Here is a 13,682-nt window from a genome sequence, read left to right as displayed (position 1 = left end):
AATCTATTTCCAGTACTATACGGAACAGCGTTCCGCTAAGCAAGGGGTGCACCAATGGAACCAACCACCGTCCAGCCAGCCACGCAGCCTGCAGAGCTTGGCGGCACTACACGTCGCCGTCAGCGCGTTGACGCGCAACGCAATCTCAACGCCCTGCTCGAGGCAGCGAAGACTGTGTTCGCGAGCGCTGGCGTTGACGCGCCGGCGAAAGAGATCGCAGACCGTGCCGGTGTCGGCGTCGGGACTTTGTATCGGCATTTCCCTCGCCGCTCTGAGCTGATCGTCGCCGTTTTGCAACACGAGGTCGACGCCTGCGCCGATGCTGCGACAGCGCTGAGCGCCGAGCACGAACCATGGGACGCGCTCACGAAATGGATCGAACGGTTCACGGACTTCGTCGGAACGAAGCTCGGTCTCGCCGCTGCCCTCCACTCGGGTGACCCGGCGTTCAACGATCTCCCCCGCGTTCTCCTTGACCGCCTCGAGCCCGCGCTCGATGGACTTCTCACTACCGCACGAACCGACGGTCGGGTTCGACCAGACGTCAGCGCCAGGGACCTCCTGCTCACCGTTGCGCTGATGTGCCAGCCCGTTCCTGGCGAGGACCATCACTTTAATGAACGGATGATCCGCATCTTCATGGAAGGACTTGAGCTCAGGTGACACGGGAGTAGCTGCTGGGCGTTAGATGGCCGTGCGGCCGGCCGCGCTACTTGTAACTGCGTCTAGAGCGAGACCCCGATGAGCACGGGCTCCGGCTGCAGCACGACGCCGAACTCGGCTGCGACGCGGCCCTGCACGAAGCGCGCCAGCTGGGCGATCTCCTCTGCTGTTGCACCGCCCGTGTTGGTGAGGGCCAGGGTGTGCTTGCTTGAGATCGCAGCAAGGGAGCCCGGCAGGCGGAAGCCGCGCCTGATCCCCGCGTTCTCGATGAGCCACGCTGCGCTCAGCTTCACGAGGCGCACCCGTTCGATGCCGGGGACGGGCCCGACGCCGTAGTAGTCCTCCAACGGGATGACCCGGTCGGGGATGGCGTCTTCCTGCGTCCATCGCGGCGCGGATTCCGGCAGCGTGCGCGCGAAGCTCTCGCTGACGATCGGGTTCGTGAAGAAGGAACCGGCACTGGCGGTGTCTGGGTCGGCAGCATCCAGCACCATGCCCTTTGAGCGGCGCAGGGCGAGCACGGTGTCGCGCAGGTCCTGGATCGGCACCCTGTCTCCCAGCTGCACACCGAGAGACCCGGCCAGCTGGGCGTAGGCAACGGGCTGGCTGAGCGCGCTGCCCAAAACGGATGCCTCAGCCTGCGTGTCATGGAGGGCAAGTTCGATGGCCAGCACGATGCCCTCCAGCCCCTGCTTGAGCACCGACGTGCGGTAGCCGAGCTCGAGGTCGGCTGCGGTCAGCCGCTGCACATCGCCCGATTCGTAGTCGAGGAAGTCGATGGCCGTGAGGCTGGCCGCGATTTCCTGGCCGTACGCACCGATGTTCTGCACGGGGGCAGCACCGGAGGCGCCGGGGATTCCGGAGAGGGCCTCAAGCCCTGCCCAGCCCTGCGCGACGGTGTACGCCACCAGGTCGTCCCACGGTTCGCCGGCCTGCACACGCAAGCGCACGTGCTCCGAGTTATCGGATTCCAGCACCTCGATGCCGCGCGTCACCAGCTGGATGACCGTGCCGTCGAATGGGTCGTCTGACGCCAGCGTGTTTGAGCCGCCGCCCAGCAGCATCCACTTCTCGTCGCTTGCCCACACCTCGCGGGCGGCGTCGACCAGCTCTGCTTCGGTGGCGGGCGCCACCAGCCGACGCGGCACACCGCCGACGCGCAGGGTGGTGAGGTCGCTGAGCGGGATCGGTTCAGACACGCTTACGCCAGGGTGACGCGTGCTTGCGCCTTGCCGAGCACGGTCTGGTCGTTGTAGGTCACGGTGAGGTCGATGCGCGCGATGGCCGCATCGACATCGAGGGCGCCGACCTTGGCCGACACCGTGATGACTGCACCATCGGTACCGTCAACGGGAACCGGGCGGGTGAAGCGCACCTGGTAGTCAACGACGCGCGCGGGGTCGCCTGCCCAGTCGACGACGGGCTGCACGGCGATGCCCATGGTCAGCATGCCGTGCGCGAGCACACCGGGCAGGCCGACGGAGGCTGCTACGTCGTCGCGGTAGTGGATGGGATTGAAATCACCGGATGCCCCGGCGTAGCGCACGAGGGAATCGCGCGTCAGCGTGAAGCTGCCACCGGCGACGACATCGCCGACGGCCAGGGAATCAAGGGTGGGCGCTGGTGCGATTGTCATTCGTCTCCCCTGACGACGAGGGTGGATGTCGCGGTCACGACGTGTGCGCCGGTGGCGTCTGTGATGCTCGACTCAGCGGTCACCATGGAGTGTCCACCGAGCGACTTCACGCTGGCGACGGTGAGCGTTGCGGTCAGCTCATCGCCGGCCACGATCGGGCGGGTGAAGCTGAAGCGCTGGTCGCCGTGGACGACGCGAGTGAAGTCGATGCCGGCATCCGGTTCTGAGAGCAGCTGTGCGAGCGTCTGTTCCTGCACAACAACGGCGAAGGTAGGCGGGGCGACAACGTCGACGTGGCCCGCAGCGCGTGCGGCATCCGGCTCGAAGTGGATGGGGTTCGTCGCGAAGACGGCGCGGGCAAACTCGCGTATCTTCTCGCGTCCGACCATATATGGCGTTGTGGGCGGGAAGACCCGGCCCTGAAGTTCGGGGTTCACTGGCACCATTCGAGTGTACTTGGAGGCCAGCGGGCGAGCGCCAGCATTCACCTGCGCAGTGCAACTGGCAGGCTAACGCAACTGGCAGACTAGTGCGAGTGAAATTCGCACGTGTGGGCTTGAACAGCCCGGAAGCAGCTCGCCTCCTCGATGGACTCCGCTGGGAGTACGAGACCCGCTATGGCCCCGGCGACGCGGCAGATGATGTTCCGGCCATCGAGTTTGATCCCCCGTCTGGCACCTTCCTGGTGCTGCTCGACGGTGAGACCACTGTCGCGGGCGGCGGTATCCGTCGTTTCGACGAGACCACCTGCGAGATCAAGCGGATGTGGACCCACCCCGACTACCGTCGCCAGGGTCACGCGAGCAGCGTGCTCGGGCGTCTCATCGAGATCGCTCGCACGGAGCTCGGCTACAGCCGTTTGCTGCTTGAGACTGGGCCGGCCCAGCCGGAAGCGCTCAGAATGTATCGCGAGCTCGGCTTCCGCGAGATCGGCAGCTACGGCAAGTACGAGCACGCCCACGGCTTCGAGCTGGTGCTGAACCCGGCGCCGGCAGCTCCGTAACTCTTGTGTCTCCACGGGCGCCGGGTCGTGCGCGGGGTTGTGCGACGGGTTGTGGCTGCATAACTCCTGCAATTCGCCTGGCGGCCTGGCATCCGCCCCCGTATTTCCTGGGCTGTGGGCCGGGTCCGCCGAATTCTGCAGGAGTTATGCACCAGCAGCTCGGCTGAACGAAAGTTGTGCGGGTTCGAGGTCACGTCTGCGACGGCGGTTGGCTCGTCCGTGGTCTCGGGTTGTCACCGTCGCTCATAGGGCTTGTCAATCGGTAACGTCACGATCAAATTTGAGGGACGAATTGTTGCATTCTGACTCGATTTCGTGCATTGTGCACGGTCGCGCGCGGTGCGGCCTGAAGCGCCGATCAACGCGCGTACCCTCTACAGAGCGGATGGAGGATCATCCGCAGGGAAGTGGGCAGTAATGTACGAACGTTTCGTCGTGATGGGTGACAGTTTCAGCGAGGGAATCGGCGATGAACTCGCCGATGGCCGGGTGCGGGGCTGGGCAGACCTCGTCGCCGCCGGGCTGGCTGCTGCGTCAGAGGCGCCTGTCGGCTACGCGAACCTCGCGATTCGAGGCAAGCTTCTCGGACCCATCGTCGCCGAACAGCTGGAGCCAGCGCTGTCTCTCGCGCCAGACCTGCTCACGATCTGCGGTGGCGGCAACGATTTGATGCGGCCCAAGGTTGAGATCTCGTACGTGGTTGACCTGCTTGACCAGGTCGTGGAGCGTGCCCGTGCAGCTGGCGCCCACGTCGTGCTGCTGAGCGGCGCCAATCCGAGCGGTCATCTGCCCATGGGCGCGCTCATGCAGAAGCGCGGCGACAAACTCGCCGAGGTCGTGCGCCCGGCGTTTGATCGCCCCGGTGTCACCGTTGTCGACAACTGGGCAGATACAGAGTTGCACTCCAGCCGCTACTGGTCAGCAGACAAGTTGCACCTCAACGCGATCGGGCACACCAAGGTCGCGTCCAATGTGTTGCACGCCCTTGACATGCCTGTACCTGTCGCGTGGGAAGCGATCCTCGCTGACGCGAGCACCACGTCGCCCGGGCGCAACAGGAACTCCCCCGCGTATTACCGGGAGCACGTGCTGCCCTGGATCGGTCGGCGCCTCACTGGTCGCTCGTCTGGCGACGGCCGGCTGCCCAAGCGTCCGACGCTGGAGCCTGTCGTACTCGACTAGGTGACTCGCTTGTAGGTGACTCGCGTGCGGTTGACTCGCGTGGGGTTGACTCGCGTGCGCGGGGTCGCGGCGGCGGCCGGTGCCCGACGCTACACTCCCAAACATGACCGACACTCAGATTGATGAGCGTGCTGTTCTGGATGCACGACGCGCATGGTTCCTCGGCGGCTCGCTACTTCTCGCTTCGGTTCTTGTCAGCTACCTGATCCTCCTGCCCCTGATCCCTGGCGGGCGCACCATCGCCACTGCACTGTTCTCGGCAGCCCTCCTCGTGTTCGCCTTCGGCATCCGCGGATCTGGCAGCGTCACGTCGCGACGCCCGCTGGGGACGACGGCATTGGCCGCGCTCGGCGCCTGGGTGTTGGTGGGAACCGTGCTGCAGGACGTTGTTTACTCCAACTATTCCAACGACTCGCCGCCGGGAACCCTGCTCGCATTCGGATACGTCGATTCGTTTGTTCGGTTCGCACTGGCGCTGATCGCTGTCATTCAGATCGGTCGCACCAGCACCGTGCCCGCCCCGTGGAACTGGGGACCCGCCTGGATCGTCGGAGCGATATCGGCGCTCTGGCTGGTGCAGGCGATCATCTTTTCGGTACCGGCCTCGCAGAATGCACTTCCCCTGATCACGGCATTCTCTGCCGCGGACAATTTCATCCGCACTGGCGGCCAGATGCTCCTTGGCGTTGTTGCAATCCTCTTGGCGGACCGCACTGGGCGCTCCCTTGCCGTTGCCGAGAAAGGGAACACTGTCACTGAAGAGGAAGGGAACATTGTCGCTGAGGAGGGGAACTCCCGGTAGGGCGGCGAACGAATCATGGGCACAACTGTACGACTTAAATGAGGAAACCTCTAGCTTCTTTCGAAACTTTGATCTAGAATTGAAGCATGGATCCAGCGCTGGAACATCCCGAACGGCCGGTGAACACTCCCGCCACTTCACACTCCACGCGCTCGGTCTCCTCCATCCCCACAGCCTCGCTTCCTGCGGCTTCGCTCGCTGCATCGCTTCCTGCCGGCTCGCTTCCCGACCGCGTTCTCGCCACCGTTAGCCGGCTCGGTGCGGCGCAGACTAGACCCATGACGTTTGACTGGTCCTATGCCGAGTGGCAGCTCTCGGGGTGGGTCATTGAGTGGGACGTGCAGCTGGTGGCAGCGCAAGCTGCGGAAGAGGCCGCAGAGCAGGCGGCAAAGCAGGAGGCAATGCGGGCGGCTGAGGAGGAGCTTGCAGAGCAGATGGCTGCGGCCCAGGTCCTGGTCGGCGATGTCGGTGGCCCAGGGACGGAGTCCGCACATGGCGCGATCAACCTCGCGCTCCGAAAAGCGGAGACCGCACAGTCCACGACCGCCCGGTCGATGGCCGTGGAGGTCGCAGCTGCGGCGGAGGTCATACGCCTGGCCCGTAACAACCTCAGCATCTACTTGACGCCAGGCGGGATGAGCGAGCCCGACGCTTTGGACCTGGCCGAACGGAGCGCGGCCACCGACCTGAGTCTCCGTTTGCATCGCTCGCCCGATCAGGTGCGGACCATGGCCCACGAAGGACTGGTGCTCGCCGAGTCGCTGCCGCAGCTCTGGGCACTGTTCCAGGCCGGTCACACCGGGTACGCGCAGGCACGCGCCGCCGTCAACCATCTCACCGGGTTGACCGACCCGGAGGTCATCGCCCACTACGACACCGAACTCGCCCAGAAAGTCACCGAACTCACGCCGGAAGCATTCCAACGCAAAGCCCGCACCCTGCAGCAACGCCTTCTCGCCGAACCCCCAGAACTCCGCCACGCCCGCGCCATGGCCGACCGCAGAGTCATCATCGAGCCGGCCAACGATGGCATGTGCACGGTATTCGCCGTGATCAGTGCCGCGGACGGCATCCGGATCAACGCCAGACTCGATGCCACGGCGAAGAAGATCGTGAAGAAGGAAGCCAAGGAAGCCCGAGCTGCCGGCACTGGCCGGGACCGGTGCCGTACCCGGGCGCAGATCCGCACCGACTTGTTCGCCGGCTGGCTCGCCGGGGATGGCACACCGACCGCGGCGAAGGTACGGCCGCTGCTGTTCATCCCCGTCCATGGACTGCTCGGTGGCACGAACCCTGCCGGGCAGGTCGACCACTCCGGTCAGGCTAGCCAAGACGGGCACTCGGGTCACGAGGGCCACGAGGGCCACGAGGGCCACGCCAGTGCTACTGATCCAGCTGGTCAGCCTGGTCAGGCCGGCCAGCCGGTCCCATTCGAGCAGCCCGCAGTCCTGCAGGGCTACGGCCCCATCGACCCCGTCACCGCGGCGCAACTCTTCATCGATGCCCCGGCGTTCCGCCGGGTGGGCACCGACCCGTTCACCGGCGAGGTTCTCAGCTTCGACCGGACCCGCTACCGGCCCACGAAAGCGCAACGCGAATGGCTCGCCGTGAAATACGGCACCTGCGCACGAACCGGCTGCAACCGGCTCGCCGTCAGCTCCGACGTCGACCATCTCAAAGAATGGGTGCGTGACCACGGGCTCACCAACGAAGACAACCTGATCCCGCTCTGCCCATCCGACCACCGGTTGAAGACGCTGACGAAGATCCGATACAAACGAGACCCAGACGGCAGCGTCACCGTCACCACGCCCACCGGCTACGTCGGGATCAACGCACCACCCGATCCACTGCCCCGGCATCCGCTGCCCACGAATTCGCTGCTCACGAATTCACTGGCACGTTCGCCACTTCTCCGAAAGCTGCGGGAATCCCGCACACCACTGCCAGAGAACCCGCCGTTCTAAGACTGCTGGTCGGGCGCCGGCTCCGGCTCCGGCACCCAGCCGTGCTCGGCCAGCCAGGCTTCGCAGAGCGCGCTCCACGCTTCGAGGGGACCGAGGCCAGAGGCGAGGCCCTTGCCGTGTTCGCCACGTTCGAAGACATGCAGGTCGAAGGGAATGTTGTGCGCAGCCAGAGCACTGGCATAGCGCAGCGAGTGACTGACCGGCACGCCGCCGTCATCGGCCGTATGCCAGAGGAACGTCGGCGGCGTGTGTGCGTCGACCAAATACTCGGCGCTGAGTGCTCGCCGATTGTCGAGGGTGTCGTCATCGCCGAGAAGATTGGCCAGTGACTGCGAGTGCGGCTCATGGGTCATCGAAATGACCGGGTAGGCCAGAATCGACAGGTCGACCCGCCCCTCAGCTGCAACCGGAGCTGAGGCCACCCCCGTCGAGAGCAGGGCGGCTACATGGCCACCAGCCGAGAAACCAACCACGCCGATGCGCGTGCGGTCGATGCCAAGGTCCAACGCGCCGGTACGGGCGGCAATGAGCACATCCTGCACGCGCTTGAGCCCGGTCGGGTACCGGTTCGGGTCAACCGGGTAACGCACCACCAGGGCGTTCAAGCCGATCTGCGACAGCCAGTCGGCGATGGCCGTGCCCTCGTGGTCTGCATGTTCGCGGTACGAGCCGCCAGGGAGCACGAGCAGCAGGGGCGCCGGCGCCGAGGCCGGCGCCAGATCAGAGGCCGGTGCCAGATCAGAGGCCGGTACCAACCCCAAGGCCGACGTCGATGCTGCTGGCGCAGCCGCACGGAATGTCAGGTCCGCGTCATTCAGGGATGGTGCAGAGGCGGTGGAATCAGCAGCGTGAGACGTGTCGGTCATGCCGCCATCGTAGCCAGACTGGGAATAAGTTGCACGGGGCCACAAATGATTTGCGTGGAGCGCTCCCATGACTTACCGTTGGTGTGCAGGCGATTCATCGAAGCGCTTAGACAATGCCGAAACAATGGAGTTATTATGGCCAACATTAACGACGTAGCTCGTGTCGCTGGTGTCTCCATAAGCACTGTCTCCTATGCATTGTCGGGAAAACGCCCCATTGCCGCCGAGACCAAGACGCGCATCGCCCAGGCAGTCACCGAACTCAGCTACCGCCCAAACGCCGGCGCTCGCATGCTGGCCGGCTCGCGCACCAACATCCTGGCGCTCACCGCCCCGATGCACGCTGACACCCACCCGCCGGCACTCATGGCATTCGTGCTCTCCGTCGTCACGGCCGCCCGCAGCTTCGACTACGACGTGCTCCTGCTCACCGAGGGCGATGCAATTGCCGGCCTCCGCCGTGTGGCCTCCAGCTCACTTGTCGACGGCGTCATCATGCTCGACGTGACAGTCGACGACGAACGCGTCGCCGTCATCCGCGAACTGGGCCTGCCAACCGCACTCATCGGAATCCCGAATGATACCGACGGGCTCACCTGTGTCGACCTCGACTTCGAAGGCGCCGCACGCCTGGCCGTCAACCAGCTCGTCGCCCTCGGCCACACCTCGATCGGCCTGATGGGCCACGCCCGCAACCTGTACGAACGCGGCTCCAACTACGCCCCGCGCTTCCGCGACGCGTTCCTCGCCGCCGGAGCAGCGGCCGGTATCGACACCGCGTTCCACACCACCGACGCCACCAGGGCAGGCGTCGAGGAATCCTACGACGGCCTGCGCGCACAATTGCCTGCCATGACGGCCATCGTTCTCAACTGCAACGAAAACGTCCACGGAATTCTGCTCGAGGTACTGCGGGAACGCGAGATCGCGGTCCCCCACGAGCTGTCGATCGTCTCTGCCTGCTCCAGTTTTTCCACCGACCATTTTGTCCCGCCGGTGGACGTCATCCCGCTGCCAGCGCTCGAGTCAGGCCGCCGTGCCGTCGAACTCGTCATGCAGCAGCTGGGCGGATTCGCTAACCCGCACATCGAGCTGATCGATCCGGTCTACGTCCGCAAAAGTTCAACCGCCCGTCCATCACCCTCGTGATCGACTAGCGCGGCCCCTTCCCCCTAGCCCCACAGCCCCAAACGAAAAGGACGCCCTCACAATATCGAAACGCTTCGATGCCCACGAAGCAGCATGTACGCCAGTTCAAAAAGAGGGAACACCACGCGGTGTTCGCCTACAAGGAAGTAGTTTTGAAATGAAGAAAAGCAAATTTGTCACCGCAATCGCAGCCGTTGGCGTGAGCGCTGTACTGCTCAGCGGATGCTCCGCCGGCTCTGGCGGCAGCGATGAGAAGGTCACACTCGATTTCTGGTCGTGGGCACCGGGCACCCAGGAGATGGTCGACACCTGGAACGCGGCCAACCCCAACATCCAGGTCAAGTACACGGATGCCGGTGGAGGAAAAGACTCCTCCGCGAAGCTCCTCACCGCGAGCCGCGCCGGAAACGCCCCCGACATCGCCGCAGTCGAGTACCCAACGCTGCCGTCGCTGATCGTTGCCGACGTGCCGCTGGACATCACCGACCTCGTCTCAGAGGTGACAGACAAGTACGACGAGGGAACCCTCTCGCAGACCACCTTCGATGGCCACATCTACGGCCTGCCGCAGGACATCGGACCGATGGCGTTCTTCTACCGTTCCGACCTGCTCGCTCAGTACGGCATCCCCGTTCCCACCACCTGGGCTGAGTTCGCCACCGCAGCGGCAGCCGTTCGCGCCGCTGACCCGACCGCATACCTCGCATCGCTGCCTGCCGACCAGTGGGCGTTCTACGCCGGCGTCGCAAACCAGGCCGGCTCCAAGTGGTGGTCAGTCGAAGACGGCACCTGGACTGTCGGCATCGCCGACGACGCCTCCCTCAAAGTGGCCGACTTCTTCGAGGGCCTCGTCGACGCTGACCTGATCTCGACCGACCCGATCCTCACCCCTGAGTGGAACGCCAAGGCCAACAGCGGCACCATGCTGTCCTGGCCAGGCGGACTCTGGGCTCCCGGCGTCATCGAAGGCGTCGCACCAGACACCATCGGCAAGTGGTCAATGTCCAACTTCCCCGAGTGGACCGCCGGAGACCCGTCAGTCGCCTACCAGGGCGGCTCGGCGAACATCGTCACCAAGGACTCCGACCACCCCGAACAGGCTGCAGAGTTCATCTCCTGGCTGAACGCCAGCGAAGAAGGCGCCGACCTGCTGCTCACCGTGCAGAACGCATACCCGGCCGCCATCTCCGGCCAGGAAACGGCCAAGTCCAGCGCCCCGCCGGCACTCATGCCGCAGCAGACCGACTTCTACGAGCTCGCCGCGACCATCTCGTCCAACGCGATCCCTGTCACCTGGGGCCCGAACGTCAACGTGGCAGAAAGCGCCTTCACCGATGAGCTGAACAAGGCCATCACCGCTGGAACCTCATGGCGCGACGCATTCACCGCCGTGCAGAAGATCGTCGTCGCCGACATGAAGAAGTCCGGCTTCGAGATCACCAACAAGTAGTCCAGCGCCTCAGCAACACAGCAGCACCACGCTCACTCGCGGCGCCAGTCGCACTGAGAGGGTCGGCCACCGCCGACCCTCTCCTGAAGAAGGAAGAATCGATGACTGCCACCTCCGCCAGACCGGCGGCGCCACTCACGCGCACGGGTTCCGTCCCCCCGCGGAAGCGACCGCGTTCGCGCATCCGCTTCGCCCCGTACCTGTTCGTTGGGCCCGCGGTTGTGCTGTTTGTGCTGTTCATGCTCGTCCCGATCATCTACGCGGCGTACCTCAGCTTCACGGCGTACAAGATTCAGGGCGGCGGCATCCTCGGCACCAAGGCACTGGTCTTCGCCGGCTTCGACAACTACATCGCCGTACTCACCGACCCTGCCCTTGGCAGCGGATTCTGGCACCTCGCGCTGTACGCAGCGATCGCCGTGCCCGTCACCCTCGGCCTCGCACTGCTCTTCGCCCTGCTGCTCGACACCCCTGGCGTGCGCGCCAGCCGGTTCGGACAGACCGCCATCTTCATCCCATACGCAGTGCCCGGCGTCATCGCCGCCCTGCTGTGGGGCTTCATGTACCTGCCATCCACCAGCCCCTTCTCGTACATCACGCAGGCGCTCGGCTGGGGCACCATCCCGTTCCTTGAACCCGGTGGCATCTTCGGATCGATCGCCAACATCGCAATCTGGGGTGGCGTCGGCTTCAACATGATCATCATCTACACCTCGCTTCGCGGTATTCCAGGTGAGATCTACGAGGCCGCACGCATCGACGGCGCCAACGAGATCCAGATCGCCCTGCGCGTGAAGATCCCCCTCGTCGTTCCAGCGCTGCTCCTCACCGGAATCTTCTCCGTGATCGGCGCGCTCCAGCTCTACAGCGAGCCCACAACGCTGAAGCCGATGACCGACATCATCAGCCAAACCTGGGTGCCGCTGATGACCATCTACCGCAACGCATTCCTCACCGATGACCTCCCCGGCGCCGCAGCGCTGTCCGTGGTTCTCGCTGTCGGAACCGTCGCGCTGTCTGGAATCGTCATCTGGCTCAGCAACCGCCGCAACAAGGGAGAAAAGTCATGACCGCCGCCGCAACTCGCGAGACGGCCAAGCTGGCCACCAATCGCGGCAAGGTCTTGCCAACCACCATCCTGATGATCGGTGCGCTCTACTGCCTGGTTCCGGTGCTGTGGGTCTTCACCGCCATGTCGAAGTCGCCGAGCGAACTCTTCACGACCTTCTCGTTCATCCCCGGCAGCGGCCTGATGGATAACCTGGGCGACCTGTTCAGCTACGGTGGCGGCCAGTACGGCCTGTGGGCTGCCAACTCGATCCTCTACGCCGGCTTCGGCGGAGTGCTGTCGACGTTCGTCTCCACGATGGCCGGATACGGCCTGGCCAAGTACGAGTTCAAGGGCCGCACGGTCATCTTTTACTCAATCCTCGCCGGCGTCCTGATCCCCGGAATCACCCTGGCCATCCCGCAGTACCTCCTCCTCTCGCAGGTGGGCCTGGCCGGTGGAACCCTGTCGGTGCTCCTCCCGCTCATCATCAGCCCGTTCGGCATCTACCTCTCCCGCGTCTACGCCTCTGCCGCTGTTCCGCAGGAAACCATCGAGGCCGCGCGTCTCGACGGCGCCGGCGAGTGGAAGATCTTCCTCCGCATTGGCCTGCCCATGATGCTCCCCGGCATGGTGACGGTCTTCATGCTGCAGTTCGTCGGCATCTGGAACAACTTCCTGCTGCCGTTCATCATGCTCAGCGACCAGAACAGCTACCCGCTGACCGTGGGCCTGTACACGCTGCTGTCGAAGGGCTCAGGCACCCCGGCGCTGTACTCGGTGGCCATCACCGGCGCCGCGATCTCCATCATTCCGCTGATCGCGCTGATGCTCTTCCTGCAGCGCTTCTGGCGCCTCGACCTGCTCTCCGGCGGGGTCAAGGGCTAGGGAACAGATCATGTCAGCACATGTCGAGCACGAGGCGGCGGTCCGCACGGCACCGCGCACCCTCGGACCGGATGGCCCCGCGATCTCCCGGCTGTGCCTCGGCACCTCGTCCTGGTCGCGCGCCCGTTTCGGCGACGACCAGGTCGCGGTGCTCGAGGCCATGCTCGACGCTGCTGTTGATGCTGATGCTCCGGTCACCGCCGCCATCACCTTCATCGACACCTCGAACGAATACGGCGCTGGTGCCAGCGAAAGCTACATCGGCGATGCCATCCGTCGCCGCGGCGGACTTCCGGCCGGTGTCGTGCTGCAGACCAAACTCGATCGTGACCCCGTCACCGGTTCGTTCTCAGGCGAGCGGATGCGCCGAAGCCTCGACGAGAGCATCGACAAGCTTGGTCTCGACCGATTCCCCATGCTGTACCTGCACGACCCAGAGCTGATCGGTTGGGACGAGGCCTTCGCGGTCGACGGACCGGTACGAGCGCTCTTCGAGATGCGCGACCGTGGGCTGGTCGACCAGATCGGCATCTCCGGCGGCCCCGCACCGATGCTCCAGCGCTATGTCGAGACCGGCCTGTTCACCGCCGTCATCACCCACAACCGGTACACCCTCGTCGACCGTTCCGCCGAGGAACTGGTGATGGTGGCAGCAGAGAGCGGCGTCAGCGTCATCAATGCCGCGGTGCTCGGCGGCGGAGCCCTCGCCCGGTGGCCGGAGGTCCCACGCACCTACGCGTATCGACCCGCGTCATCCGCTATGGCTGATGCCATCGCCCAGATGGGTCTGGCCTGCCAGCGCGCCGGGGTGAGCCTCTCGGCGGCGGCACTGCAGTTCAGCACTCGTGACCCGCGGATCACCTCCACCATCGTCGGGGGCAACACCGTCGCACAGGTGGAGCAGACGGTGGCGGCCGACGCCCTCGATATTCCGCAGGAGCTCTGGGCAGAGCTAGAACAGCTCGTGCCAGACCGCTCCGTCTGGCAGGAACCGCCCGGAACTACCTGGCCTTGACCCCATTCGTTGC

The 13,682-nt window shown here is 65.0% G+C and carries 14 protein-coding genes; 10 read left to right on the top strand and 4 right to left on the bottom strand.

Features of this window, described 5'->3' with window-relative positions; all coding sequences use genetic code 11:
• Window positions 1-54 precede the first annotated feature (54 nt).
• Window positions 55-663 carry a TetR/AcrR family transcriptional regulator gene (locus AC25Y4_RS06645; protein WP_488119609.1) on the top strand — a complete coding sequence of 203 codons (609 nt, stop codon included), beginning with the start codon at window positions 55-57 and terminating at the stop codon, window positions 661-663.
• Window positions 664-725: 62 nt separating this feature from the next.
• On the opposite strand, the gene AC25Y4_RS06640 is transcribed toward AC25Y4_RS06645, so the two are convergent.
• From AC25Y4_RS06640 to AC25Y4_RS06630, 3 genes are read right to left on the bottom strand one after another with little or no spacing between them, the layout of a single operon-like run.
• A complete protein-coding gene (locus AC25Y4_RS06640; RefSeq protein ID WP_488119608.1) occupies window positions 726-1,862 on the bottom strand; it encodes a UDP-N-acetylmuramate dehydrogenase in 1,137 nt (378 codons plus the stop codon).
• Window positions 1,863-1,864: 2 nt separating this feature from the next.
• A complete protein-coding gene (locus AC25Y4_RS06635; RefSeq protein WP_488119607.1) occupies window positions 1,865-2,299 on the bottom strand; it encodes a MaoC family dehydratase in 435 nt (144 codons plus the stop codon).
• Window positions 2,296-2,742 carry an FAS1-like dehydratase domain-containing protein gene (locus AC25Y4_RS06630; RefSeq protein WP_488119606.1) on the bottom strand — a complete coding sequence of 149 codons (447 nt, stop codon included), beginning with the start codon at window positions 2,740-2,742 and terminating at the stop codon, window positions 2,296-2,298. The genes AC25Y4_RS06635 and AC25Y4_RS06630 overlap by 4 nt, the downstream gene beginning before the upstream one ends.
• A gap of 92 nt (window positions 2,743-2,834) precedes the next feature.
• Here AC25Y4_RS06630 and AC25Y4_RS06625 point away from each other — a divergent pair, with 92 nt between their 5' ends.
• The 4 genes from AC25Y4_RS06625 to AC25Y4_RS06610 all read left to right on the top strand — a co-directional run bounded on the left by AC25Y4_RS06625 (window position 2,835) and on the right by AC25Y4_RS06610 (window position 7,253).
• Window positions 2,835-3,302, top strand: a complete 468-nt coding sequence (locus AC25Y4_RS06625) for a GNAT family N-acetyltransferase (protein WP_488119605.1) — start codon at window positions 2,835-2,837, stop codon at window positions 3,300-3,302.
• 417 nt (window positions 3,303-3,719) lie between these two features.
• On the top strand, window positions 3,720-4,484 hold the full coding sequence (locus AC25Y4_RS06620; RefSeq protein WP_488119604.1) for an SGNH/GDSL hydrolase family protein: 765 nt from the start codon (window positions 3,720-3,722) through the stop codon (window positions 4,482-4,484).
• Window positions 4,485-4,587: 103 nt separating this feature from the next.
• Window positions 4,588-5,286 carry a hypothetical protein gene (locus AC25Y4_RS06615; protein ID WP_488119603.1) on the top strand — a complete coding sequence of 233 codons (699 nt, stop codon included), beginning with the start codon at window positions 4,588-4,590 and terminating at the stop codon, window positions 5,284-5,286.
• A gap of 278 nt (window positions 5,287-5,564) precedes the next feature.
• Window positions 5,565-7,253, top strand: coding sequence for an HNH endonuclease signature motif containing protein (locus AC25Y4_RS06610; protein ID WP_488119602.1), 1,689 nt, complete (start codon window positions 5,565-5,567; stop codon window positions 7,251-7,253).
• Here the strand turns inward: AC25Y4_RS06610 and AC25Y4_RS06605 are convergent.
• A complete protein-coding gene (locus AC25Y4_RS06605; protein WP_488119601.1) occupies window positions 7,250-8,119 on the bottom strand; it encodes an alpha/beta hydrolase in 870 nt (289 codons plus the stop codon). The two genes, AC25Y4_RS06610 and AC25Y4_RS06605, sit on opposite strands and share 4 nt — an antisense overlap.
• Window positions 8,120-8,254: 135 nt before the next feature.
• On the opposite strand from AC25Y4_RS06605, the gene AC25Y4_RS06600 reads away from it, so the two are divergent.
• From AC25Y4_RS06600 to AC25Y4_RS06580, 5 genes are all read left to right on the top strand, one after another.
• A complete protein-coding gene (locus AC25Y4_RS06600; protein WP_488119600.1) occupies window positions 8,255-9,268 on the top strand; it encodes a LacI family DNA-binding transcriptional regulator in 1,014 nt (337 codons plus the stop codon).
• A 157-nt stretch (window positions 9,269-9,425) separates the two neighbouring features.
• The gene (locus AC25Y4_RS06595; RefSeq protein WP_488119599.1) at window positions 9,426-10,718 is read left to right on the top strand and encodes an ABC transporter substrate-binding protein; all 1,293 of its coding nucleotides are present in this window, start codon (window positions 9,426-9,428) and stop codon (window positions 10,716-10,718) included.
• 101 nt (window positions 10,719-10,819) lie between these two features.
• Complete coding sequence (locus tag AC25Y4_RS06590) at window positions 10,820-11,788, top strand: carbohydrate ABC transporter permease (RefSeq protein WP_488119598.1); 969 nt, start codon at window positions 10,820-10,822, stop codon at window positions 11,786-11,788.
• On the top strand, window positions 11,785-12,654 hold the full coding sequence (locus tag AC25Y4_RS06585; RefSeq protein ID WP_488119597.1) for a carbohydrate ABC transporter permease: 870 nt from the start codon (window positions 11,785-11,787) through the stop codon (window positions 12,652-12,654). Before AC25Y4_RS06590 ends, AC25Y4_RS06585 begins: the two co-directional genes overlap by 4 nt.
• Before the next feature lie 10 nt (window positions 12,655-12,664).
• A complete protein-coding gene (locus tag AC25Y4_RS06580; RefSeq protein WP_488119596.1) occupies window positions 12,665-13,669 on the top strand; it encodes an aldo/keto reductase in 1,005 nt (334 codons plus the stop codon).
• Window positions 13,670-13,682: the final 13 nt, after the last annotated feature.

The organism is Leifsonia sp. Y878 (assembly GCF_057669685.1).
Note: the sequence above shows the minus strand (reverse complement) of the source record. Positions and strands in the feature narration are given on the sequence as shown.